The organism is Myxococcus virescens (genome assembly GCF_900101905.1).
GTDB classification, from domain to species: domain Bacteria; phylum Myxococcota; class Myxococcia; order Myxococcales; family Myxococcaceae; genus Myxococcus; species Myxococcus virescens.
Map to the genome: position 1 here is coordinate 827,192 of NZ_FNAJ01000001.1, position 21,979 is coordinate 849,170.

Below are 21,979 nucleotides of genomic sequence, written 5' to 3' on the forward strand. Positions count from 1 at the left end.
GCCTCCAACAGAGGGGCTGCCCGCTCCAAGCGGCGGGCGCCTGCTCCCTTACTCCCTCACCCTGACATGCGCGCAAGTTCCTGTAATTCCTGGCCGTTCAGGAGAAGACGCCCCGCCACGTCCCCTCTGGAGGCCCTCACGCACGGAGGGGGTTGGCCAATACGCTCCGAGCGGAGATGCTCGCGGGAATGACCGGGCTACAAATTGGCATCTTCGCCGGCATCCTCGGGGCGGGCGTCGGCGTCTCGAGCATCGTTGGCTACTTCCGCTGGCGCCGCTGGAAGCAGCAAATCCAGGTCTGGCAGGACTTCGCGACCACCCGTGGCTGGTCCTTCATGCCGACGCCCGGCAGGTTCATGTACTCCGCGGGGACCTTGAAGATGGAGGGCAGCTACGCCGGGCGTCCGCTCACCCTGGAGACCGAGTACCGCCACCAGGAGAAGGCGTACCGCATCGCCACCATCATCCGGCACGAGCTCGGCGACGACTTTCCGCGCGAGGTCGTCATCCGGCCCGAGGGGCTGGGCGACAAGTTCCTCAAGCTGTTCGGCGTACAGGACGAGCAAATTGGCGATGCCGGCCTCGACGCCGTGCTGGACCTGAAGAACGTCACCCCTCAGGCCCGCGCCATCCTCCTCAGCGCGGGCATGCGGCGCCCCCTGCTGAACCTGGCCCTCGCCTTCGAGGCCTTCTCCATCGAGAACGGCGTCCTGTCGGCGGAGGTGATAAACGAAGTCCCATGCACCTCCGTCGAGTTGTACGGCTTGCTGACGCCCGTGCGTGAGCTGGCCGACGCCGTGCAGGGCACGCGCGGCCATACCCAGTGGCGGTCGGAGGGCACCGGACAGGAAGGCACCCCGTCCTGAAGCGGGAGACCCTGCTGACACGCCGCGGGCCCCGCGCGTGCGGCATCCGCTCATGATGATTTGCCGCCGCTTCGGGAACGTCACCCTCGAGGACGAGCGGCGTCAGGCGGTGACGCTCGGCAGGCCCGACAGCGTCGAAGCGCTGGAGTCCATGATGACGCCAGCGCTTCTGCTCAAGGGTGCCCTGCACGAGGTGTCCGAGCAGGGCCGCGCGCGCAAGAGCAGCCAGGCGCGCTCAGCTGCGACGTGACCGCCGCCGCTGGAGCACGAGCCACGCAAGCGAGCCCCAGGCCAACGGCGCCAGCGGCATCGCGTTGCAGTTGCAGCCGCCCGGCTCGTTGGGAGGCGGAGGCTCGGTGCCCGCGTCGGTTCCGGCATCCGTCCCCCCATCCGACGACGGCGGCGCACAGGGGAGATCCCCCACGCACACCGTCGCTTCGGCGGAGCCCTGCTGCCCCGTCGAGTCCACCACGACGAAGCGGACGCGGTGCCAGCCCGGCGTCAGGCCCGTGGTGTCCCAGCGGCTGGGCTCGCCGCCGTAGGAGTAGGGGCTTTCGGTCCGCTCGTCGGTGTAGCGCAGCACGTCGTCCACGTAGAACTCCGCGTGCGTGCAGCCCACGTCGTCGTGGCAGTCGCCGTAGAACTCCGCCGTGGTGCCGGACACGCGCTCACCGTCCTCGGGACGCGTGAGGATGGCGGTGGGCGGCGCGTCCGGGCTCACCGTGATGGTGAAGTCCTGCACGGCGTCCGGCGCGGCGCCGTTGCTCACGCGCACGGAGACCTCCACCGTGCCCGTCTCGGTGGGCTCCCAGGTGATGACGCCAGTGGCGGCATCGATGCCCATGCCCGGCACCGTGCTCACCAGCGCATACGTGGGCGCGGGCCGAGCCGTCGCCTGCACCGCATACCGGTACGGACTGCCCACCACCGCGCGGGTCACCGGTTCGGAGAGGATGACGGGCGGCAGGGGCGTCGTGTCCTGCTCGAAGGCCTCCACCGCACGTGCGTCCACGCCCGGGGCGGCCACGGTGATGATGGCCGTGCCGTCCTCGCCGTCCGCGTCCGGCGCGGCGGTCAGGGTGACGTCCTTGGGCGTGTTCCAGTCGGAGGTGGTGAAGCTCAGCGTCGCCCCGGACTGGACGGTGAGGTCCTCGTCCCCGCGGGTGCGCGCCACGGTCACCGTGACGCTGCGCGGGGGCCGCTGCGAGAGCGACACGCCGAAGGTCGCCGTCCCGCCCTCCACGACCGTCACCTGCGACTCGGTCAGCACCAGGCGCGGCGAGTTGTTGTCGATGCTGGTGGCCACCACCGCCACCTCCCGCAGCCCGTCCGCCACGACCATGAAGGTGGCGACATCCGGCGTCGTGTCCTCATCCACCGCCGCGGTGAGCGTCACCACCTGGGGAACGCTCCAGTTGGACGCGGTGAAGGTAAGCGCCGCGCCGCTGACGATGCTCAGGTCCTCGGAGCCGCCCAGCGCCCGGGAGACCTGCACGGAGACATCGGAGACCGGCGCTTCGGCCAGGCGCACGGTGAAGGCAGCGCGTCCGCCCTCCTCGACGCGCGGCTGTAGCCCGGACACCACCAGTTTCTGTCCCGGCGTCGCGGGCGTGATGCGCCGCAGGACGCCGCCCGACGCGCCGATGGTGTAGAGCGCGCCGTCCGGCCCCACCGACATGTCCACCTGCGAGGTGAAGCCGGTGGCCCATTCATCCACCGTGGCCACCGAGTGGTCCTCTTCCAGGGTGACTCTCGTCAGCTGACCGGTGTTGAAGTCCCCGAAGAAGAAGTTGTCCTGGTACGCCTCGTCGAACAGGGTCGCGTCGTAGAAGGTGCCACCGGTGATGGAGCCACCGAGCTCCTGCGTCGTGGCCGTTCCCCCGCTGCTCGCCGCGTCTGGCAGCGAAGGCTGCGCCACGGTGAAGGTCGTGGGGGAGGGAACGCTGGCCACCCGCAACAGGCCATTGAAGCTCGCATCCTCCACACCGCTGAGCGTGAGCCGCTCACCCTTGCGGAAGCCATGGTTCCCGGTGGTGGTGAAGGTGGCCACCCCGCTGCTGCGCATCGCGCCGCCCGCTGCGAGGTTGCGGGTGTCGGCGCCGTTGGTGCGGTACTTGACGACGGGAGTGATGAAGTCGTTGGTGCTGGGTTGGTTGTTCTCGTAGTCGCTGTAGCCGGCATGGCTTCGGCGGCTGACGACGAAGACCTGCTCGTAGTCGGTGCCCGCGCTGTTCACCCACAACCGGCCCGTGGTGGGCTGGAAGGTGAAGGTGAAGGGATTGCGGAGGCCGCGCGCCCAGATGTACTCGTTGTTGGGCCCCACGCCGTCGTTGAAGGGGTTGTCGCTGGCGGGCGTGCCATCCGGGTTCGCGCGGCTCACCTTGGCCGCCATCGACGTCAGGTCCGCATTGACGCCCGTGCCGTTGCCCAGGTCGCCAATGGCCCAGTAGAGCTTTCCGTCCGGGCCGAAGCCAATGGCGCCGCCGTCATTGTTCGCGCCCCGCGTGGGCAGCCGGCTGACGATGACGGTGCGCGCCGTGCCCCTCCCGTCCGCATCCGTGTAACGGACAATCTGCTGCTCCGACGCGGAGACGGTGACGAAGAAATAGACGTAGCGATTGACCGCGTAGTTCGGGTCGAACGCGATACCGATGAGGCCGCACTCGCTATGGGTGTAGACGAACTGCTCCTCCGTCGCGAACACCTGTGTCACCAGTGTGCTGTTCCCTGGCTGCGTTTCAGGCTGGCCATCCTTCAGCGACACCACCCGGATTTCGCCCGTCTTGAGGGTGATGAACAGGCGGCCTGAACCGTCCGGCGCCCATGCCATCCCCGTGGCCTGCGTGAGGGTATTGGAGGTGAAGGGCGTCTCCACGAAGCCGGAGGGCACCGCGGCCCAGGCGGGCGAAGACAGCCCCAACAACCCAAGTAACATCAAAATAGAGCGCATGTGTGTTGAGGATAGCGCGATGTCCCCCCTCAGCACGCATGAGACGTTCGCGAGGGCGCACCCATCCTGTATTGGATTGTGTCAGTGTTTCCGCCCCCCATTGGATGCACCAGGGTGGGCTTGCTCGTGGACAGGCGCGTGCGTGGGGCCACTCAGCCCGTCTTCGCCAACGTCTGCTCGAACAGCGTGCGAACCTGCGTGGCCAACGCCTGCGAGTCCGGACCAAAGGACTCCGGCGGCAGCGCGGGAAGCACGCGCACGCGGATGGAGGCGGTGGGACTCATCCAGGGGCCGTCTCCGTCCAGCAGCCCGGGCGTGCCCTCCACCACCACGGGCACCACCGGCACATGCTCCTCCAGCGCGAGCTGGAAGGCGCCCCGCTTGAAGGGCAGCAACTGCCCGCCCTTGGAGTACGTCCCCTCCGGGAAGATGAGCACCGGCATGCCACGACGAAGCCAGCGCCGGCACGGGTCCAGGAGCTGGTTCATGGCGGTGGACGAGCCCCGGACGATGGGCACGTAGGCCAGCAGCGTCATCATCCACCCCACCAGGGGCAGCGAGAACAGCGACGCCTTCGCCACGAACTTGTAGGGATGGAACAGGCCCATGACGGCGAGGATGTCCGCCGCGGACTGGTGGTTGACCACCATCACACAGGGCCCGGGCGGAATGCGCTCACGGCCTTCGATTCGCGTGCGCCAGCCCGGGGATGCGTGCAGCCACAGGCCGTAGCACCAACGACAGACCAGTGAATGCAAGAGCCGCCGGTCCCGGTCGAACGGGTACGTGACGACGAGCAGCAGCGCGCCCAGGGTGAACAGCACCGGGGCGGTGAGCAGGAAGACGACCCAGAACCAGAGCGTGACGGCGTACTTCATGGCGAGGCCCCAGGCATACCACCTTCGGGCCCATCCCACGCTCCCCTCCTGACGGTCCTGCATTCCCACGGCCGCGCCCCTCCCATCCAGCCGACCGGCCCGGGGGGCGCCATGGAGACCAGCCCCCAAGGGCAATTCGCCGCTCCTTGCCCGTGGACCTGCCGCTGCCATAAAGGCGGGAGTGCTCCCATGCGTCCCATCGCCCCCGCGCTCCGAGCCGCCCGACTCACCCACACGTTCGTCCCCTTCAGCCAGCTGCGCACGGCGCGGTTGCTGCTGGAGCTGAACGGTCAGCAGCCGCTCGAGGTCCAGCGCAGGCTGTTTGGCTATGACCTGACATTGAAGGCCCACCGCAGCACGACGCACATGCTGCTGTACCTGCAGGGCGACGACTTCCTGTCGGACCTCCCGCTCATCGCCCCCCATCTGCGGCCGGGCATGGTGGCCTTCGACGTGGGAGCCAACATCGGCTACCTGTCCATGTACCTGCGCAGCCGCATCGGCCCGCTGGGACAGCTCTTCAGCTTCGAGCCCGAGCCGGAGAACTACGCGGAGCTGAACGCCAACTTCCAGAACAACCACCTGCGCAACTGCCAGGCCATCCAGGCAGCGGTGGGCTCGCAGGAAGGCGTCATCACCTTCGCCACGGGCCTCAACGGACACGTTCCCGAAGAGGGCGCGGGGGGTATCACCGTCCCGGTCGTCACCGTGGACGGCTTCGTCCAGAAGCAGGGCCTGTCACGCGTGGACTTCGTGAAGGTCGACGTGGAGGGCTTCGAGCTGGACGTGCTGGCCGGCATGAGGGCCACGCTCGAACGTCCGGACAAGCCCATCCTCTACATCAAGGTCCACGGACGGGGTGAGTATGCGCGAGCCGACCCTCGCCGCGTCTGCGAGGTGCTGGAAGGTCACTACCGGAACATCCGCGCCTACGTGTCCCCCGACGACTTCAAGGCGAAGCAGAGCCACCTGCGCCGCCTGTGGGGTCGGGTGTCGCCTTTCGAAGACATTGAACAGGCGTGCCGTGTCGACCTGCGCGAAGTGAAGCAGCACGACACCCAGCGGTACCAGTTGCTCTGCCTGCCTTGAAGGGCGCGGAGCAGGCGCGCTCCCCAACGTGTCGGACCGGCGTCACTGCCCGCACTCTCCCTTGCCCGGTGGTTGCGCGGAAGGCGTAAGGTGCCCGCCGGACCCAACCCGGAGGGAGGCAGCGAATGGACGCGCATCAGGGCCTGCATATCGAGACCCATCCTCGAGAAGGAGACCCGCTGGTTCGCGCCCGGCGGCCCGACCCGTGCGCGCTGGTGTTGTTCGGCGCCACCGGAGACCTGGCCCAGCGCAAGCTGTTCCCGGCCCTCTTCGAGTTGGCGCGAGACCACCTGCTGCCGGAGAACTTCGCCGTCGTCGCCTTCAGCCGCTCCGAAGGAGACAGCGAGGCCTTCCGCGAGCATGTGAAGGCGTCCCTGCTGAAGTTCGCCCGCACCCAGCCCCTGGACGAGGCCGTCTGGAAGGACTTCGCCCCGCGCCTGGAGCTCATCTCCGGCGGCTATGACGACCCGAAGTCCTTCGTGCGCCTGCGCGAGGAGCTCGACCGGGTCGCCCAGAAGTTCGGCACCCAGGGCAACCAGTTCTATTACCTGGCCACCCCGGCCTCCACCTTCCCCCAAATCTTCCAGGGCCTGACGGAGTCGGGGTTGCTGAAGCGCCAGGAACAGGCCGACCCGCGCCCGTGGCAGCGGCTCATCATCGAGAAGCCCTTCGGCCACGATTTGGAGAGCGCCCGCGCGCTCAACCGCGAGCTGGCGGCGGTGTTGGACGAGCGGCAGATATTCCGCATCGACCACTACCTGGGCAAGGAGACCGTCCAGAACATCCTCGTCTTCCGCTTCGCCAACGCCATCTTCGAGCCGCTGTGGAACCGGCAACACATCGACCACGTGGAAATCACCGCGGCGGAGACGCTGGGGGTGGAGGGGCGCGGCGGCTTCTACGACGAGACGGGCGTCATCCGGGACATGGTGCAGAACCACCTGCTCCAGGTGCTCGCGCTGTGCGCAATGGAGCCGCCCGTGTCCTTCGGCGCCGAGGACATCCGCGATGAGAAGAACAAGGTCATCCGCGCGCTGCGCCCGATGGAGGGCCGCGAGGTGTCCCGCGCGGTGGTGGCCGGCCAGTACGAGGGCTACCTCCAGGAGAAGGGCGTGAAGGCCGGCTCGCGCACGCCGACCTACGTCGCCATGAAGATGAACATCGACAACTGGCGCTGGGCGGGCGTGCCCTTCTATCTGCGCGCGGGCAAGAAGCTGAAGCGGCGCGTGACAGAGGTGTCCATCCACTTCAAATCGGTGCCCATCAGCCTCTTCTCCGGGGAAGGCGCCACCTGCCAGCGGCTGCAGCCCAACGTGCTCACGCTGCGCATCCAGCCCCAGGAAGGCATCGCGCTCTCCTTCGAATCCAAGGTGCCCGGCGAGGATGTCAACATCGCGGGCGTCACCATGGACTTCAACTACCAGGAGACCTTCCAGCGGCCAGTCCCCGAGGCCTACGAGCGCCTGCTGCTGGACTGCATGCGCGGCAACGCCACCCTCTACGCCCGGCAGGACAGCGTGGAGCAGGCGTGGACCTTCGTGACGCCCATCCTCCAAGCCCTGGAGTCCGGCGAGGGCGGACCGGCGCACGCCTACCCCGGTGGCAGCGCGGGCCCGGATGCCGCGGCCGCGCTGCTGGCCCGGGATGGCCGCCGGTGGACCGGACTATGAGCGCCGCGCGCACGCACGTCGTGCCCACCGAGTCCCTGCCCCGGGAAGCCGCGGTGTGGATGGCACGCGCGCTCCAGGACACGCTCGCCACCCAGCGTCGCGTCAGCCTGGCCCTGTCGGGCGGCAGCACGCCGGGCCCCGCGTACCGGGCGCTGGCGGCGCAGGTGCTTCCCTGGGAGCGCGTGGACGTCTACTTCGTGGACGAGCGCTTCGTTCCGCCCGACCACGCGGACAGCAACTACCGGATGGTGGAGGACACGCTGCTGCGTCCTCTTCGGCTGTCGCCGTCGCAGGTGTTCCGCATGGAGGGTGAGCGCGAGGACCGGGACGCCGCCGCGAAGGACTACGCGGCGAAGCTGCCCGCTGCCCTGGACGTGGTGCTGCTGGGCATGGGAGAGGACGGGCACACGGCCAGCCTCTTCCCCGGCCACCCCGCGCTCGAGGAATCCGAGCAGCGCGTCCTGGCGGTGGTGGGGCCCAAGCCGCCGCCCTGGCGGATGACGTTGACGCTGCCGGTATTGCGGTCCGCGCGGCACGTGCTGACCCTCGTATCGGGGGCGGGCAAGCAGGACACGGTGCGCCGGGCGCTGGCGGGGGACCTGAGCCTCCCCGCCGCCCGGGTGACGAATTCGGAGTGGATGCTGGACCCCGCCGCCGCCGGGCGATGAGGGCTCCCAGTCGCGAACCTTCCAGGAGGAACCAACGATGAGTGAGGCAACGGGCGCGCAGTTCGGCGTGGCGGGAATGGGCGTCATGGGGGCGAGCCTCGCCCTCAACATCGCGGACCACGGCTTCCGGGTGGCCGTGTGGGACAGGCATGCGGAGCGCATCGATGAGATGCACCGCAAGCACGGACACCCCGAGGTCTGGGGCACCGAGTCCCTGGAGGCCTTCGTTCAGCGGCTGGAGCGCCCGCGCAAGGTGCTGCTGATGGTGACGGCGGGCGCGGCGGTGGACTCCATGCTGGAGCGCCTGCTGCCGCTGATGGCGGAAGGCGACGTCATCATGGACGCCGGCAACTCGTGGTTCCTGGACACGCGCCGCCGCGAGGAGCAGTGCAAGGCCAAGGGCATCCACTTCCTGGGCGTCGGCGTGTCCGGCGGCGAGGAGGGCGCGCGCAACGGCCCCTCCATCATGCCGGGCGGTGCCCCCGCGGCGTACGAGCTGGTGCGTCCGGTGTTCGAAGCCATCGCCGCGATGACGGACCTGGGGCCGTGTGTCACCTATGTGGGGGCGGACGGCGCCGGGCACTTCGTGAAGATGGTGCACAACGGCATCGAGTACGCGGACATGCAGTTGCTCGCGGAGACGTACGACGTGCTGCGCCGCGGGCTCGGGCTGGACGCGGACGCGCTGGCGGACCTGCTGTCCCAGTGGGACCATGGCATCGCCGGCTCGTTCCTGCTGGAGACCACCATCAAGGTGCTGCGCCAGAAGGACCCGGAGACGGGCAAGCCGCTGGTGGACCTGGTGTTGGACAAGGCGGGCCAGAAGGGCACCGGCAAATGGACGGTGCAGGTGGCGCTGGATTTGGGCGTCCCGATTCCCTCCATCGCCGCGTCACTGGACGCGCGCATCCTGTCCTCCATGAAGGACGAACGCGTGGCCGCCGCGCCGAAGCTGAACGGCCCGGTGGGGCAGCTCAGCAAGGAGGAGCGGGCGCAGCTGGCGGCGTGGACACATGACGCGCTCTACGCGGCGCGGGTGGTGACGTATGCGCAGGGCATGCGGCTCATCCAGGCGGCGTCCCAGGAGTATCAGTGGAACATCAACCTGGCGGAGCTGGCGCGCATCTGGCGGGGGGGCTGCATCATCCGCGCGAAGCTGCTCACGCCCCTGCGTGAGGCCTTCCTGCAGCAGCCGACGCTGCCCAACCTGATGGTGTCCGACGCCTTCGCGCCGGTGTTGGAGCGCATGGCCCCCGCGTGGCGGCAGGTGGTGGGCGTCGCCACGCGCGTGGGCATCCCCGTGCCGGTGTTCAGCTCCTCGCTGGCGTACCTGGACAGCTACCGCACCGCGGAGCTGCCGCAGAACCTCACCCAGGCACAGCGTGACGCCTTCGGCGCACACACCTATCAGCGCAAGGACAGACCGGAAGCGGGCTTCGTCCACACGGAGTGGGGCAAGTAGCAAGGGGCCTGCATGACCCGGGCGCGCAGCCGGACGCCCGGGCCGCGGACACGGCAATTCCTGCTCACTGAATACCCTGGCGCGCGGAACCAGAAACCCTTAGCGCACTGCACCTTTCACAGACATCGAGCATCAGGCATCTTTGAAGCTCTCTTTCCGGAGCCTCGACCATGACGCTGGATGCCGGAGCGGACCTGCTGCATGCGGTACGTGAGTTGGCCCCTGCCCTCTCCGCTCGCAGTGGGGAGATTGAGCAGGCACGGCAGCTCCCCTTGGACCTCATCGCCACGCTGAAGGACATCGGCGTCTACCGGATGCTTGTCCCTCGCAGCCATGGCGGGCTGGAGCTGAATCTTGTCACCGGGCTGGACGTGCTCTCCGAGCTGGCCCGCGCGGACGCCTCCACCGCCTGGACGATGATGATTGCCACGGAGAGCCCCCAACTCTTCGCCCTTCTCCTCCGCGAGGAGTTCGATGCCATCTACGCCGCCGGGCCCAATGCCACCGTGGGCGGCGCCTTCAATGCCCAGGGCAAGGCCGTGCAGGTGGACGGCGGCTACCGCGTCACCGGCCACTGGAACTTCGCCACCGGCTGCCGCCAGAGTGAATGGCTGTTCGGCAACTGTGTCGTCCTTGGCCCAGACGGCAAGCCCCGCCCTGGCCCCGCCGAGGGCATGCCCGAGACGCGCGCCATGCTGCTCCCCGCCAACGAGGTCCGCATCATCGAGCACTGGGACGTGCTCGGCCTGCGCGGCACCGGCAGCCACGACATCGCCATCGACGCCTTCGTCCCCCAGCAACGCACCTTCGACATCTTCACCGGCCAGCCCTCCGTGCCGGGCGCCAACTTCGTGGTGCCGGTGCTGCACTACGCCATGCACATCGGCGCGGTGGCGGTGGGCATCGCCCAGGGCGCGGTGGACGACCTGCTCACCCTGGCCCGCTCGGGCAAGCGCCGGCTGTATGCGCGCACCTCGCTCGTGGACTCCCCTGTGTTCCGCAACCGGCTGGGCCGCGCGGAGACGGGCGCCCGCGCCGCTCACGACGCCCTCCGCCGCATGGGTGAGGTGTTCTGGGATGCCTGCCAGCAGTCCCCGGTGAAGGCCTTCGCCCTCGCGCCGCAGGTGTCCTCCACCCTGACGTGGGCCGTGGAGACAGCCGCCGAGGTCGTGACGGCCTGCTACCACGCGGGCGGCGCCACGTCTGTGCGCGATGGCGCATCGCTCCAGCGCCGTTTCCGCGACATCCACACCCTCACCCAGCACGCGGCCGTGGCGGAGGGCTGGTTCACCCAGGAAGGCAGCGCGCTCCTGGGCTTCCCCGTCCTCTTCGAAGCCTGACGGCGCGCCCGCTACGTCCGCGGGGTGCGCAGCTCCGCGCGGCGAATCTTCCCGCTCACCGTCTTGGGCAGCTCGGTGACGAACTCGATTTCGCGCGGGTACTTGTAGGGCGCCGTCGTCCGCTTCACGTGCTCCTGCAACGCCTGCGCGAGCGCCGGGGATGCCGTATGCCCCGGGGCCAGCACCACGAAGGCCTTCACCCGCTGGCCAATCTTCTCGTCCGGCACGCCGATGACGGCCGACTCCGCCACCGCGTCGTGCTCCAGCAGCGCGGACTCCACCTCGAAGGGCCCCACGCGGTAGCCCGACGTCTTGATGACGTCATCCGCGCGCCCCACGAACCAGAAGTAGCCGTCCGCGTCGCGCACGGCCCGGTCTCCCGTCACGTACCAGTCACCACGCCGGCACGCCGCGTTGGCCGCGTCATCCCCGAGATAGCCCTGGAACAACCCCACGGGCCGCTCGGGCGCCACCCGCACCGCGATGTCCCCCTCCTGCCCGTCCGCCACCTCCTGGCCCTGGTCGTCGATGACGCTCACCGTGAAGCCCGGGGATGGCTTGCCCATGGAGCCCACGCGCGGCGCCATGGAGGGGAACATGCCCACAATCATCACCGTCTCCGTCTGCCCGTAGCCCTCATGGATGTGCAGCCCGGTGGCGTCCTTCCACGTGTCGATGACTTCCGGATTGAGCGGCTCGCCCGCGCTCACCGTGTGCCGCAGCGAGGACAGGTCGAAGTCCTTCAAGTCCTGGAGCACCAGCGCCCGCCACGCGGTGGGCGGCGCGCAGAAGGTGGTGACCTTCTGAGTCTCCAACACCTTCAACAGCTTCGCGGGCTCGAAGCGGCCACGGAAGTCATGGACGACGTTGCACGCGCCCTGGCTCCACGGGCCGAAGAGCTTGCCCCATGCGCACTTGGCCCAGCCGGTGTCGCTGAGCGTCAGGTGCCGGTCCTCCGGCGTCAGGTCCAGCCAGTAGCGGCCGGTAATCACGTGCCCCTGCCCGTAGCTGGCCTGCGTGTGCAGCACCATCTTCGGCATGCCCGTGGTGCCAGACGTGAAGTAGATGAGCAGCGGCGCATCCGCGCGCGAGGGCTCGAAGGCCGCGCCCGCCTCCGCCTCCGCGACGCCGGACACGTAGCGCCCCCACGGCGACGGCGCGCCCTCGCCCACCGACACCCAGGTGCGGACCTTGCCCGCCGTCCCCACCAGGCCGTCGAAGCGCTCCAGGCAGCTCACGTCCGCAATCACCGCCTGGGCCTCCGCCACCTCCAACCGGTAGCGGATGTCCTTCGGCGTGAGCATGGGCGTGCCCGGCATGAAGACGATGCCCGCGCGAATGCAGCCCAGCACCAGGAACCACCACTCCGGCACGCGCGGCATCATGATGAAGACCCGGTCCCCCCGGCGAAGCCCCTGCTCCGTCAGGAAGCGGGCCGCGTGCAGCGAGCGCCGCCGCAAGTCCTCCCATGTGAAGCGCCGCGTCTGCCCCGCTTCGTCGGACCACAGCAGGGCCAGCGCCTCCGGGCGCTCGGCGGCGTGCCGGTCGATGACGTCGGCCGCGAAGTTGAAGTGCTCGGGCCGCTCCCAGCGAAAGTCCCGGCGGGTGGCCTCGTAGTCCTTCATGTTCCGAGGGGGTGACAGGGGCATGGTGGCCGACTCCTGGGCGGAAGAAACCAACCGCCAGAGCCTGCCACGGCACGCCAGGGACGTCCTTCACGAGTCCCGCGTTCGCCCGGTCCCGGACACGCGCCTGCACGAAGCCCACAAAAGCAAGAGGCCGGCCCTGTCACAGGCCGGCCTCCGCGCGACGTCATCCGAAGCGAGCGCTCAGTTGATTTCAGCGCACGGGAAGAGCGTGTTGTACGCACCACACGTGCGAAGCGTGGCCAGCAGCAGGTGCTCGGCGTTGGCCGCGCGGCCGGACGCCTCCTCGCTCCGGGCCCGCTCACGCTCGGCCAGCAGGTTGAGCCACGGGTCCCTGGAGCCGTGGGCGTAGCGCTGCAGGGCCTTGAGCGACTCCGCATCCCGGGCGGCCTCGCCCGTGTGGAGCAACGCGCCGACGTACAGGTCCGTCTCCTGGGAGGCGCGCAGTCGCTCCAGCAGCCCCGGAACCAGCGCCCCCTTCACCAGCCGCGCATAGTCCTCCGCCAGCGGCGCACGCACCTTGAAGTCGCGGGCTGCCACATCCCGGACGTAGTCCTGGAGCACCGTGCCTTCACCCAGCCGATCCAACGCCGAGGCGAACGGCAACAGTGAGGCCACCGCGTCCGCCGAAGTGGCCGTACGCACCGCTTCATAGAGGGCCGCTCGCGTCACCGCGGGCTGCTGCCGCACCAGGTACGCCGCATCCGCCGTCTTCTCGGTGAGCTGCGTCCACGTCTCCCGCACCTGGCGCTGCCACCGCGCGGCCTCCGCGTCACGCAGCGCACGCATCTCGTCCGCGCGCTTCTCCGCGGCCACCTGCCAGCCCGCCGCCTGGCCCGGCAGCGACGCGACGTCGCGGAACGACGCCTCCGCCTGCTTCAGCAGGCCCAGCCCCCGCAGCGCCAGCCCCCGGTTCCACAGCGCCTGCGCATGCCGCGGCTCCTGTCGCAGCGCGCCGCCGAGCAGGTTCAGCGCTTCCTCCCACCGCTGACCGCTGAGGGCCACCACCGCGCGGTCATTGTCCCGGTCCGCCGAGGCCGGTGCCCGCGCCAGGAAGGACTCCGCCTGCTGCCAGTCCCCGCGCAGCGCATAGGCGGCGGCGATGCCCCGGAAGTCCTGCTGCTCCTCCAGCTCCGCCAGGGGACGCAGCGGCAGCGGGTTCGCGGCGCCGGACGTGCCGCGCATCGGCTCGTAGGGCCGGAAGCGGTCCGCCATCGGGTGGCTGAGCCGCGCCTCCAAGGTCCGCACGTCCGCGCCCGCCAACCACACGTCGGTGGGGGCCTCCGGCTGCGTCTGGAGACGGAACACGCCCACCGCCGCCAACCCCGCCGCCAACGCCACCGGCACCACCGTGCGGGACATCCGCTGCATCCACGGCCGCAGCGGCGTCACCTTCGCGGGCGGCGGCTCGGCGACGCTGGCGCTACCCCCCAGGGCGCGCGAGGCCAGCAGCTCCAACTGAAGCAGCTCCCTCAGCCCCGCCTCGCATTCAGGGCAGCGCCCCAGGTGCTGGCGGAAGACCTCCGCGTCGGGAGCGGACAGCTCTCCGTCCACGAAGAGGTGCAGATTGGTGCATGGCGTCGTCATGAGCTCGTGGCCCCCTGCTCCCGGGCTACCGCCACCTGGGGCAGCAGCAGTTCCTTCAAATCCCTACGGGCCAGGGTGAGCCAACTGCCCACGGTGCCCACGGGAACATTGAAATGCTCGGCGATGGCGTTGTAGCGCTTGCCCTCCGCGTGCAGGCGGTAGGCGTCACGCAGGTGCGGCTTCAGCCGCTCGATGGCCTTCTGGAAGGCGTCGGTGCTCACCAGCGCCCAGTTCTCCTGGGTCTCCTCTGGTGACACCGCCAAATCCTGGACCAGCGCCAGGTGCGGCATGCCCCGGGACTCCGTCCGCTGGCGGCGGCAGTAGTCCAGGAAGCGGTTCGTCATCGTCGTACACAGCCACGCAGCCGCCGCGGAGTCCGTCCGGTCCTTCAGATGCTCGAACTCCGGCATCGCCCGCTCGAAGGTCTCCTGGACGAGGTCCTCCGGCTCCAGGCTGGAGCGGGCACACAACCGGCGGGCCAGCCCCAGAAGGCTGGGCCGATGCTGACGGATGAACGCTTCGAAGCGCCTCCGGTCCCGGTTGAAGAGGTTGGACATGCAGCCCCACTCACATGCGCGCCTGCGCGTTACCCAGTCAAAGACGCGCAGCCGTCCAATCCTTGAGAATAAAAAAGAAGGACCTGGACAGAAAAATGCCCGGGAGGGTGAAAAACCCTGCCCGGGCCTGGAGATCAGCGGACCTGGCTGGCGTTCGGATGCTCCGGCCCGACCAGGGGAGGAACCGCCGGCGACGGCAGCGGGAGCCGCTTGCGCGGGGCGACGCTGGCCGTGTCGCAGTTGACGTAGGTGTTCTTGACATGGGCTTCACCGGATTCGGAATCCAAGCTACCGGCCATAAGGGATTCGACGGGCGTCATGAGCGCTCGCACCTCGCGATGGGGATGGTCTGAAAGCTAGACATGGATGATACGGCAACACGTACAGTCCTTATCATGACACGCGCCAACCCCGCGCATCTGACGGGGCAACTCGCGACATGGAATTCACGGAGTTCTGAATGAGCAGGGAAGATTCGCGCCTGGCATTGGAGTGGCACACCTGGCTGGCGGAGAACCTCGCCCTGGGCGTGAGCGCGGAGGACGCGCAGCGGGTGCTCGTGGATGCGGGCGTGGAGGCTTCGCTGGCGCAGCGGGAAATCGCCGCGGCACAGGCGCACCCCTACGTGGTGGCGGCGCGGCGGATTGGCCGGCGCTACGAGTGGCTGGAGGCGCTGGCGGACCTCTACGCGGAGCTGCACCGCCAGTCCGGCGCGGTGACGCTGGAGAAGCGCCGAGGGGTGAGCCCGGAGGAGTTCTTCACCCGCTACTACTTCGGTCACCGGCCGGTGGTGCTGCAAGGCTTCATGGAGGACTGGCCGGCGATGCGCCGCTGGTCGCTCGCGGACTTCCGGGAGCGCTTCGGGGACGTGGAGGTGGAAATCATGTCCGGGCGCGACGCCAACCCGGACCATGCCTCGCAGCCCGACAAACACCGCCAGGTGGTGAAGCTGCGCGACTACGTCCAGCGGATGGAGACGGGCGGCGAGACGAATGACTTCTACATGGTGCCGCGCAACGAGAACTGGAAGCGCGACGGACTGGCCCGGCTGCGCGAGGACATCCGCGCGCCCGCCGGCATCATCGACCCGGAGCTGCGTCCCGACATGACGACGCTGCTGCTGGGACCGCCGGGCACCGTCACCCCGCTCCACCATGACAACATGAACGTGCTGCTGGGCCAGGTGATGGGCCGCAAGCACGTGCGGCTGGTGCCGTCCTTCCAGCGCCACCTCGTCTACCCGCGCCACGGCACCTTCAGCTCCGTGGACGCGGCGAGCCCGGACGCGGCGCGCTTCCCGCTCTACGGCGAGGCCACCGTCCTGGAGGGCGTCGTGGAGCCAGGCGAGCTGCTCTTCCTGCCCGTGGGGTGGTGGCACTGGGTGCGCGCACTGGACGTGAGCGCCACTGTCACGTTCCATCATTTCCAGCTCCCGGGAGGCAACACGCACCTGAGGACTCCGCAGTAGACGGCCGCACCGCGCGGCCGCCTGCGCTCAATATGACTCCACGAGGATGACGTGCCGGGTCCACCCGGCACGGCTGTCCCGCTCCAGCCAGCGCTGACGCTCGTCCCGCAGCGCCACCGCCGGCGCGGCCCCTTCGCGAATGCGGCGCCGGACCCCATCGAAGAAGCGGCCGGCGGCATCCGGGATGTCCACCGTGGAGGCCAGCACCGCCCGCGCGCCCGCGTCGATGAAGGCCGCGGGCAGGCTGAAGGGCTCGTGGCTGGTGGTGGTGCTCGCCGCGCGTCCGGCGCTGCACGCCGCCAGGAACACCATGGGCGCCCCCGTGAGCTTCTGCTGCCGCACCACGTCCGCGGTGAGCGCGTAGCGGCCGCTCGTCTCTGGGGACAGCACCACCAGCGACGCATCCGAGAGCGCCGGGTCCATGATGCCGTGGGCATGGATTTCGATTTCGGTGGCGTCCCGCATGTCCGCCAGCACGCGCGCGGGCGTGGCGTCCGAGCCGGACAGCACCTGCAGCGGCACCGCCTCCGGCTCCTGCGAGGGCAACCACTGCGGCAGCCGCGGCAGTTGGAGCAGCGCGGGCGCATCCACGCTGGAGACGACGAGCCGCCGGGCCGTGGGCGTGGTGCGCGGCTGGGCCGTGCGGCCGAGCCGGAAGCTCCACGGCACCTCCGGCGGCAACAGGTCCGTGCGGCCGAAGACGGGCGGCCAGGCGAGCACGTCCACGCGCTCGCAGCCACGCAACACCTCACGCAGCCGATCCGGCACCAGCCGCGAGGTGTCCGCGCGGATGAATGGCCCCTGCCGGTCCGTCTCGTAGTGGCCCAGCACCTGGCCTTGCGTCCCGCGCGCCACCAGCACCGTGCGCTCGCCATGCACCGCCGCCGCCAGGGCGCAGCGCTGGGGCACGGGCGTGCCGAGCTGCGCGGCCATCAACTCCAGCGCCTGGGTGTACTCGCCCGCCCTGCCCGCGTCCGTGACGAGCGACGAATAGCTCAGCGCCCAGGCCTCGCGCGCCAGTGAATCCCCCCGAGGCAACGCCTCCGCCTCGGTGATGGTCTGCCGCAGCAGCGCCAGCCCCCGGGCTCTGTCGGAGTCCAGCAGGAAGCGGCCCTCCACGTAACGGGCATACACCGCGTCGCTGGGCATGGGGTTGCTGTGGTCGGCCCACGTGAGGGCCTGCCGCAGCAACGCCTCATCCCCAGGCTTCGGCCGGGTGCGTGACAGCTCCGCGAGGTTGACGGCGAACAGCAGGCTCAACGGCTCGTTCTTGCAGGCGGCGTTCGCGTCCACCTCGCGGCGCGCGTCGTCCATGCGGTTGTCCAGGTAGTACGTATGGGCCAGGTTCTCCCGGGGCCAGACGCAGTTGACGTGCCCGCGGGCGGACCACTCCTCTACATAGGCACGCGAGCTGGCGAAGTCCCCGCGTGAGCGGGTGATGGCGGCCAGCGCCTCCAGGGCGGTGAACTCCATGTCCCATTCCCGGAGCTGGCGCGCCCAGGCCCAGGCGGCGCGGGCGTGCTGCTCGCCCTCGGTGAGGCGCTGGAGGTCGGCGTAGAGGATGCCCAGGCGCAGCTCCAGGTCCACGCAGCGCGCGGACAGGCCGCCCTCGCGGCAGCGCTGGAGCGCGTTGAAGATGCGCTGCTCGGCCTTCCACCACTGGCCCTCGGCCGTCTCGCGGATGGCCTCCTCACGCTCGATGTAGAGGTTGAACCAGGGGTCGTTCTGGCGCTTCGCCCGCTCCACCACCTGCGAGAACATGCGGCGCGTGGCCCGCGTGTGCTGGGCCGTGCCCAGGAAGAGGTCGTCCTCTCCCGACGCCAGCACCCGCTCCAGCAGCTTGTCCGGCTTGTTCAGCTTGCCGCGCACCAGCGACGCGTACTCGCGCGACAGCGCGCCGCGGCGCGTGAAGTTCCGGCCGCTCACCCGCTTGACGTAGTCCGCCAGCGTGGAGCCACCGTGGCCGCGGTCCAGCTCCTGCGCCAGGGGCAGCAGGGCCAGGACGCGCTCCTTCGACGGCGCCGCGCGGACCACTTCATAGAAAGCCTGCCGGACGATGCCCGGGTCCTTGCGGGCCGCCTCCAGTGGGAGCGGTGCCTGAGGGTCATCCACCAGCGCCAGCGTGGCCTCGCGTGCTTCCTTCCACCGGCGGGCGCGCTCCATCGTGGCGTCGCGTTGCTCGCGAGCGTTGGCCTTCGCCTCGCGGCTCCAGCCCGGCTCACCCATCAGCGCCACCTGTTCGAAGGTGTCCGCCGCCTTCATCGTGAGCCCCATCGCCTGGAGCACCAGCGCGCGGTTCCACATGGCCTGCGCATGCTTCGGCTGCGCCTTCAGCACGCCGTCCAGCAACCGCAAGGCCTGCTCATGCGCGCCGCGAGCGAGGTACACCGCGGCCAAATCACTGTCGCGGTCCGGAGAGGCGGGCATGCGCTCCAGGAACGAGGCCGCCTGGTTCCACTCGCCCTGAAGGGCATACGCGGAGGCGATACCGGACAGGTCGCCCGCTTCCTCAAGCCGGGCGAGGTCTCGCAGCGGGATGGGTTCGGGCGCGACGGGGCAGCCGCCCGCCGACATGCGTGGCCGGTAGCGGTCCGCTTCGGGGTGCGTGAGCCGGGCCTCGATGCGTGACGCGGAGCGGCGCTCCGCCCAGAACTGCGCGGATACAGGTGCCCCGCTTCCCTTGGAGGGCGTGCGGGCAAGAAGGACGGTCAACACCAAGACGGGCGTGGCCAGCGCCAGGACCAGGACTTTGTCGTACGCCGGCTTCAACATACTGCCCCCTCGGGCGCCATCCCCCAAGCAGTCGCCCAACTACCGCGTTGTACACCATCCACCGTTCCCCACCGACTTCCAGCGGAGGCTGGGCAACCAGAAACAGACGCCTGGCTCATCGCCACCCGCGGCATTTCTCCCGCTTTTTCCAACCCACCTCCCCGACTGCCCGCCCACGATTCGCCAGGTGGTCAGGCCGTGAACCAGGCGGCCTGACCTGGAGACGGCTTGCGCCGAAAACCTTGAGTGCAGGTCCTCCGCGCATCCCTCCGGAATCACTGTCTCCTCGGAGGAAAAAGCCAGCCTGACGCCAGGGGCCCGCCCGTCAGGCAGCCCTCCGCATGAGACGGCGGGGCCACGCCCGCCCGAGGGTTCTACGAGAGGGCACGAGCGGGAAGTAGCACGTCCGCCTGAGTGTCCCACTGCGCCAACCTGGAACGAAAGGACCTCGCTTGACGCAGCTGCTTCGACTCGCCGCCCTGGTGTCTCTGATTCCCTCGTTCGCCTCCGCGGACGTGGCGTGGAAAGGCGACTTCGAGACGGGCAATACCTCGCAGTGGACGCGCAGTCAGAGCGTCTCCAACAGCCGTCTCCAGGTGGTGACGGATGTGGTCCGCGAGGGCCGCTATGCGCTGAAGGCCACGGTGCGCCAGGGCGATGACCCCATCAACGCCAGTGGCAACCGCAATGAACTGCTCTACATCAGCCAGGAGAAGACGGACTCCACCTGGTACTACAAGTGGAGCACCCTCTTCCCCACCAACTACCCGCTCGATGACAGCTGGCAGGTCTTCGCGCAGTGGCACCAGGAGGGCTGCTGCGGCTCACCACCGCTGGAGTTCTACGTGCGCGGCGAAGCGATGCACATGCGCGTGGGCGGCGCGAAGGGCAAGGTGCTGTGGACGGCCCCGCTCAAGCGCGGTGACTGGAGCGACTTCGTGTTGCAGGTGAAGTGGTCGCCCAACGCGAAGACGGGCTTCGTCCAGCTCTGGCACAACAACGAGGTCGTCGTGCCGAAGACCTACGTCGCGACGCAGTTCGGCAAGGAGATGAACTACCTGAAGCTGGGCCTGTACCGCGATGACGCCATCCGTCCCGAGGCCAGCGTGTACCACGACGGTTTCACCATGGCCTCGACGCTGGAGGAGGTCATGCCGCCGCCGCCGACACCGGAGCCGGCCCCCGAGCCCCCCGCACCGGAGCCCGAGCCCACCCCTCCCGCGCCGGAGCAGCCAGGTGAGGACGCGCCGTCCGAGGAGCTCCCCGACGTGCCCATCGCCCGGACGCCCGACACGCAGCCGCAGACCCGCTGGGGCGTCACCACCCCCGAGGACATCCTCTCCGGGGAGCGTCCGCTGGGCGCCGACGGGGCGCGGGGCTGCAATGCCTCCGGCGGCGGAACGGCGGGCGTGCCCATCACCGCCGCGGTGGGCCTGCTCTCCTTCGCCGCGCTGTTCGCCCGCCGCCGCAAGCCAGCACAGGCTCGCGCCCACGCGAAGCGCTGAGCGGCCTCGGCATCGCGGGGCGTGTCGGTGATACGGCAGGCCCCGCGCGGCAAGGTCGCGCGTCAGGGCTCCTTGAGCAGGGGGAGCCCTGAGGTGACCTTGGCCAGCAACATCCGCAGCGTGGTGCGCTCCTCTTCACTCAAGGGCGCCATCAGCGCGGCAATCCGCCGGTAGTGGTCCGGCAACACGCTCTCGATGAGTTGCCGGGCCTTGGGCGTGAGGCGCACCGTGTACATGCGGCGGTCCTCCGGATGGTCCTCGCGGGAGATGAGGGCATCCTTCTCCAACGTGTCCAGCAGCCCCGTCATCGTGGCCCGGCTGACGCCAGAGCTCTCCGCGAGGTCCGCGGGCGTGAGCCCACTCACGCGCTCCACGTCGTCGTCCTCGGTGGTGAGCAGTCGGACCAGCACCATGAAGCGCCCCATCGACAGCCCGTGACGGCCCAGGTGCGCCTCATAGGCCCCCGACAAGTCGTGCGAGGCCCGCAGCAACGTGATGCACGTCTCGATGGCGCTGGCGTCGAGCTCGGGGAAGCGCAGCGCCAGGCGCTGGAGCCGCTCGTAGCGCGGCATCGCCGCGGGCGTCGGGGAAGTGGGAGGTCGAGTAGGCACGGCACAGGCCTCGTAAGGCTCCTAATGATTTTAGGCAATCAGAAAGGGCGCGCTCCGCACCGTGGGCTGGCGCCCGCTGGCCCGGGCGTTATGAACAGGCCGTGCTGGATGTGAAGGACGCCGCTGTGCAGACGGCCCTGCGCCGCGCGTGCGAGGAGGTCGGCTTGCCGGACTCGCTGCGGGGTTGCGTGTATCCCCTCCTTCGCGACCCGGAGGGTGACTGGCCGGGCTGCTGCGGTGGAGGCTGCCACCCGTGTGCCTCCTCCCTGGTGGACGTGGCGATGCGCACGTTGGAGCTGCTCGGCACGCCCCGGCGCGCGCCCGTGGTCGGGTGAGGTGAAGTGAGGCCGGGCAGCGACATAGGCTGTGGGCATGAATCCCATTGTCCATGCCGAGCTGGCCTGGCTCGCGGCGCAGGGTCTGAAGGAGCGCAGGGACCGCATCCTCGTCACCTGCGCGGGACTGGCGCCGGACCTGGACGGACTCACGCTGCTCGCGGGCGAGGCGTATTACTTCCGCTATCACCACGTCATCTTCCATGGCTACGTGGGTGCCATCGTCACGGCGGTGGCCTGCGCGGCGCTGGCGCGGCAGCGGCTGCGGGTGGCGGCCCTGTCCCTGTTCACCTTTCACCTGCACCTGCTCTGCGACCTCGCGGGCAGCGGCCCGGGCTGGCCCATCTACTACTACTGGCCCACGAGCATGCGGGAGTGGTTCTGGGAGGGGCAGTGGAACCTCGCCTCCTGGCAGAACGCGGTCATCGGGCTGGCCACCACGCTGCTGTGTCTGGCGTGCGCGCTGCGATTCCGCCGGACCTTCGTGGAGGTGTTCTCCGCCCGGTGGGACGCGGAGGTCACGCGCACGCTCCGGCGCCGGTTCCTCCGTGAGGATTTCGTGCGGGAACCATGAC

The 21,979-nt window shown here is 69.6% G+C and carries 19 protein-coding genes; 11 read left to right on the top strand and 8 right to left on the bottom strand.

Features of this window, described 5'->3' with window-relative positions; genetic code table 11:
• Positions 1-188: 188 nt before the first annotated feature.
• Positions 189-866 (top strand): hypothetical protein, encoded by a 678-nt coding sequence (locus BLU09_RS03380; protein ID WP_244171378.1) that lies wholly within the window; start codon positions 189-191, stop codon positions 864-866.
• A gap of 52 nt (positions 867-918) precedes the next feature.
• Positions 919-1,116 (top strand): hypothetical protein, encoded by a 198-nt coding sequence (locus tag BLU09_RS03385; RefSeq protein WP_143043101.1) that lies wholly within the window; start codon positions 919-921, stop codon positions 1,114-1,116.
• On the opposite strand, the gene BLU09_RS03390 is transcribed toward BLU09_RS03385, so the two are convergent.
• A complete protein-coding gene (locus BLU09_RS03390; RefSeq protein ID WP_167371018.1) occupies positions 1,102-3,816 on the bottom strand; it encodes a PQQ-dependent sugar dehydrogenase in 2,715 nt (904 codons plus the stop codon). The two genes, BLU09_RS03385 and BLU09_RS03390, sit on opposite strands and share 15 nt — an antisense overlap.
• 152 nt (positions 3,817-3,968) lie before the next feature.
• Positions 3,969-4,694: a lysophospholipid acyltransferase family protein gene (locus BLU09_RS03395; RefSeq protein ID WP_090485303.1), complete on the bottom strand. Its 726-nt coding sequence runs from the start codon at positions 4,692-4,694 to the stop codon at positions 3,969-3,971.
• 189 nt (positions 4,695-4,883) lie between these two features.
• On the opposite strand from BLU09_RS03395, the gene BLU09_RS03400 reads away from it, so the two are divergent.
• From BLU09_RS03400 to BLU09_RS03420, 5 genes are all read left to right on the top strand, one after another.
• Complete coding sequence (locus tag BLU09_RS03400; protein WP_090485306.1) at positions 4,884-5,783, top strand: FkbM family methyltransferase; 900 nt, start codon at positions 4,884-4,886, stop codon at positions 5,781-5,783.
• Between the two features lie 125 nt (positions 5,784-5,908).
• A complete protein-coding gene (zwf, locus tag BLU09_RS03405; RefSeq protein ID WP_090485309.1) occupies positions 5,909-7,453 on the top strand; it encodes a glucose-6-phosphate dehydrogenase in 1,545 nt (514 codons plus the stop codon).
• Entirely contained in the window at positions 7,450-8,121 is a 672-nt protein-coding gene (gene pgl, locus BLU09_RS03410; RefSeq protein ID WP_090485312.1) for a 6-phosphogluconolactonase, read from the top strand. Before zwf ends, pgl begins: the two co-directional genes overlap by 4 nt.
• A 37-nt stretch (positions 8,122-8,158) precedes the next feature.
• Entirely contained in the window at positions 8,159-9,583 is a 1,425-nt protein-coding gene (gene gndA, locus BLU09_RS03415) for an NADP-dependent phosphogluconate dehydrogenase (RefSeq protein WP_090485315.1), read from the top strand.
• 170 nt (positions 9,584-9,753) lie between these two features.
• The gene (locus tag BLU09_RS03420) at positions 9,754-10,923 is read left to right on the top strand and encodes an acyl-CoA dehydrogenase family protein (RefSeq protein ID WP_090485318.1); all 1,170 of its coding nucleotides are present in this window, start codon (positions 9,754-9,756) and stop codon (positions 10,921-10,923) included.
• An 11-nt stretch (positions 10,924-10,934) separates the two neighbouring features.
• Here the strand turns inward: BLU09_RS03420 and BLU09_RS03425 are convergent, their stop codons facing one another.
• The 4 genes from BLU09_RS03425 to BLU09_RS38080 all read right to left on the bottom strand — a co-directional run bounded on the left by BLU09_RS03425 (position 10,935) and on the right by BLU09_RS38080 (position 15,033).
• Positions 10,935-12,572, bottom strand: coding sequence for an acetate--CoA ligase (locus tag BLU09_RS03425; protein WP_186817667.1), 1,638 nt, complete (start codon positions 12,570-12,572; stop codon positions 10,935-10,937).
• Between the two features lie 180 nt (positions 12,573-12,752).
• Positions 12,753-14,156, bottom strand: coding sequence for a zf-HC2 domain-containing protein (locus BLU09_RS39810; RefSeq protein WP_090485323.1), 1,404 nt, complete (start codon positions 14,154-14,156; stop codon positions 12,753-12,755).
• Positions 14,153-14,713, bottom strand: coding sequence for an RNA polymerase sigma factor (locus BLU09_RS03435; protein WP_090485326.1), 561 nt, complete (start codon positions 14,711-14,713; stop codon positions 14,153-14,155). The genes BLU09_RS39810 and BLU09_RS03435 overlap by 4 nt, the downstream gene beginning before the upstream one ends.
• 134 nt (positions 14,714-14,847) lie before the next feature.
• Entirely contained in the window at positions 14,848-15,033 is a 186-nt protein-coding gene (locus BLU09_RS38080) for a hypothetical protein (RefSeq protein WP_143043102.1), read from the bottom strand.
• 140 nt (positions 15,034-15,173) lie between these two features.
• On the opposite strand from BLU09_RS38080, the gene BLU09_RS03440 reads away from it, so the two are divergent.
• Positions 15,174-16,181 (top strand): cupin-like domain-containing protein, encoded by a 1,008-nt coding sequence (locus tag BLU09_RS03440; RefSeq protein ID WP_090485329.1) that lies wholly within the window; start codon positions 15,174-15,176, stop codon positions 16,179-16,181.
• Positions 16,182-16,208: 27 nt separating this feature from the next.
• Here BLU09_RS03440 and BLU09_RS03445 read toward each other — a convergent pair whose 3' ends face one another.
• A complete protein-coding gene (locus BLU09_RS03445; protein ID WP_090485331.1) occupies positions 16,209-18,953 on the bottom strand; it encodes a CHAT domain-containing protein in 2,745 nt (914 codons plus the stop codon).
• 452 nt (positions 18,954-19,405) lie between these two features.
• Here BLU09_RS03445 and BLU09_RS03450 point away from each other — a divergent pair, with 452 nt between their 5' ends.
• Positions 19,406-20,458 (top strand): polysaccharide lyase family 20 protein, encoded by a 1,053-nt coding sequence (locus BLU09_RS03450; protein WP_090485334.1) that lies wholly within the window; start codon positions 19,406-19,408, stop codon positions 20,456-20,458.
• Between the two features lie 62 nt (positions 20,459-20,520).
• Here the strand turns inward: BLU09_RS03450 and BLU09_RS03455 are convergent, their stop codons facing one another.
• Complete coding sequence (locus BLU09_RS03455) at positions 20,521-21,069, bottom strand: MarR family winged helix-turn-helix transcriptional regulator (protein ID WP_090485337.1); 549 nt, start codon at positions 21,067-21,069, stop codon at positions 20,521-20,523.
• 101 nt (positions 21,070-21,170) lie between these two features.
• Between BLU09_RS03455 and BLU09_RS03460 the strand changes: the two genes are divergently transcribed.
• Together BLU09_RS03460 and BLU09_RS03465 are read left to right on the top strand one after the other, a co-directional pair.
• The gene (locus tag BLU09_RS03460; protein WP_090485340.1) at positions 21,171-21,404 is read left to right on the top strand and encodes a hypothetical protein; all 234 of its coding nucleotides are present in this window, start codon (positions 21,171-21,173) and stop codon (positions 21,402-21,404) included.
• A gap of 37 nt (positions 21,405-21,441) precedes the next feature.
• The gene (locus BLU09_RS03465; RefSeq protein WP_090485344.1) at positions 21,442-21,978 is read left to right on the top strand and encodes a metal-dependent hydrolase; all 537 of its coding nucleotides are present in this window, start codon (positions 21,442-21,444) and stop codon (positions 21,976-21,978) included.
• The last annotated feature ends 1 nt before the right edge of the window (position 21,979 follow it).

Excerpts from the sequence above, each read along its gene's own strand:
- BLU09_RS03380 (WP_244171378.1), top strand. The coding sequence starts at position 189 with ATGACCGGGCTACAAATTGGCATCTTCGCCGGCATCCTCGGGGCGGGC.
- BLU09_RS03385 (WP_143043101.1), top strand. The coding sequence starts at position 919 with ATGATGATTTGCCGCCGCTTCGGGAACGTCACCCTCGAGGACGAGCGG.
- BLU09_RS03390 (WP_167371018.1), bottom strand. The coding sequence starts at position 3,816 with ATGCGCTCTATTTTGATGTTACTTGGGTTGTTGGGGCTGTCTTCGCCC.
- BLU09_RS03395 (WP_090485303.1), bottom strand. The coding sequence starts at position 4,694 with ATGAAGTACGCCGTCACGCTCTGGTTCTGGGTCGTCTTCCTGCTCACC.
- BLU09_RS03400 (WP_090485306.1), top strand. The coding sequence starts at position 4,884 with ATGCGTCCCATCGCCCCCGCGCTCCGAGCCGCCCGACTCACCCACACG.
- zwf (WP_090485309.1), top strand. The coding sequence starts at position 5,909 with ATGGACGCGCATCAGGGCCTGCATATCGAGACCCATCCTCGAGAAGGA.
- pgl (WP_090485312.1), top strand. The coding sequence starts at position 7,450 with ATGAGCGCCGCGCGCACGCACGTCGTGCCCACCGAGTCCCTGCCCCGG.
- gndA (WP_090485315.1), top strand. The coding sequence starts at position 8,159 with ATGAGTGAGGCAACGGGCGCGCAGTTCGGCGTGGCGGGAATGGGCGTC.
- BLU09_RS03420 (WP_090485318.1), top strand. The coding sequence starts at position 9,754 with ATGACGCTGGATGCCGGAGCGGACCTGCTGCATGCGGTACGTGAGTTG.
- BLU09_RS03425 (WP_186817667.1), bottom strand. The coding sequence starts at position 12,572 with ATGCCCCTGTCACCCCCTCGGAACATGAAGGACTACGAGGCCACCCGC.
- BLU09_RS39810 (WP_090485323.1), bottom strand. The coding sequence starts at position 14,156 with ATGACGACGCCATGCACCAATCTGCACCTCTTCGTGGACGGAGAGCTG.
- BLU09_RS03435 (WP_090485326.1), bottom strand. The coding sequence starts at position 14,713 with ATGTCCAACCTCTTCAACCGGGACCGGAGGCGCTTCGAAGCGTTCATC.
- BLU09_RS38080 (WP_143043102.1), bottom strand. The coding sequence starts at position 15,033 with ATGACGCCCGTCGAATCCCTTATGGCCGGTAGCTTGGATTCCGAATCC.
- BLU09_RS03440 (WP_090485329.1), top strand. The coding sequence starts at position 15,174 with ATGAGCAGGGAAGATTCGCGCCTGGCATTGGAGTGGCACACCTGGCTG.
- BLU09_RS03445 (WP_090485331.1), bottom strand. The coding sequence starts at position 18,953 with ATGTTGAAGCCGGCGTACGACAAAGTCCTGGTCCTGGCGCTGGCCACG.
- BLU09_RS03465 (WP_090485344.1), top strand. The coding sequence starts at position 21,442 with ATGAATCCCATTGTCCATGCCGAGCTGGCCTGGCTCGCGGCGCAGGGT.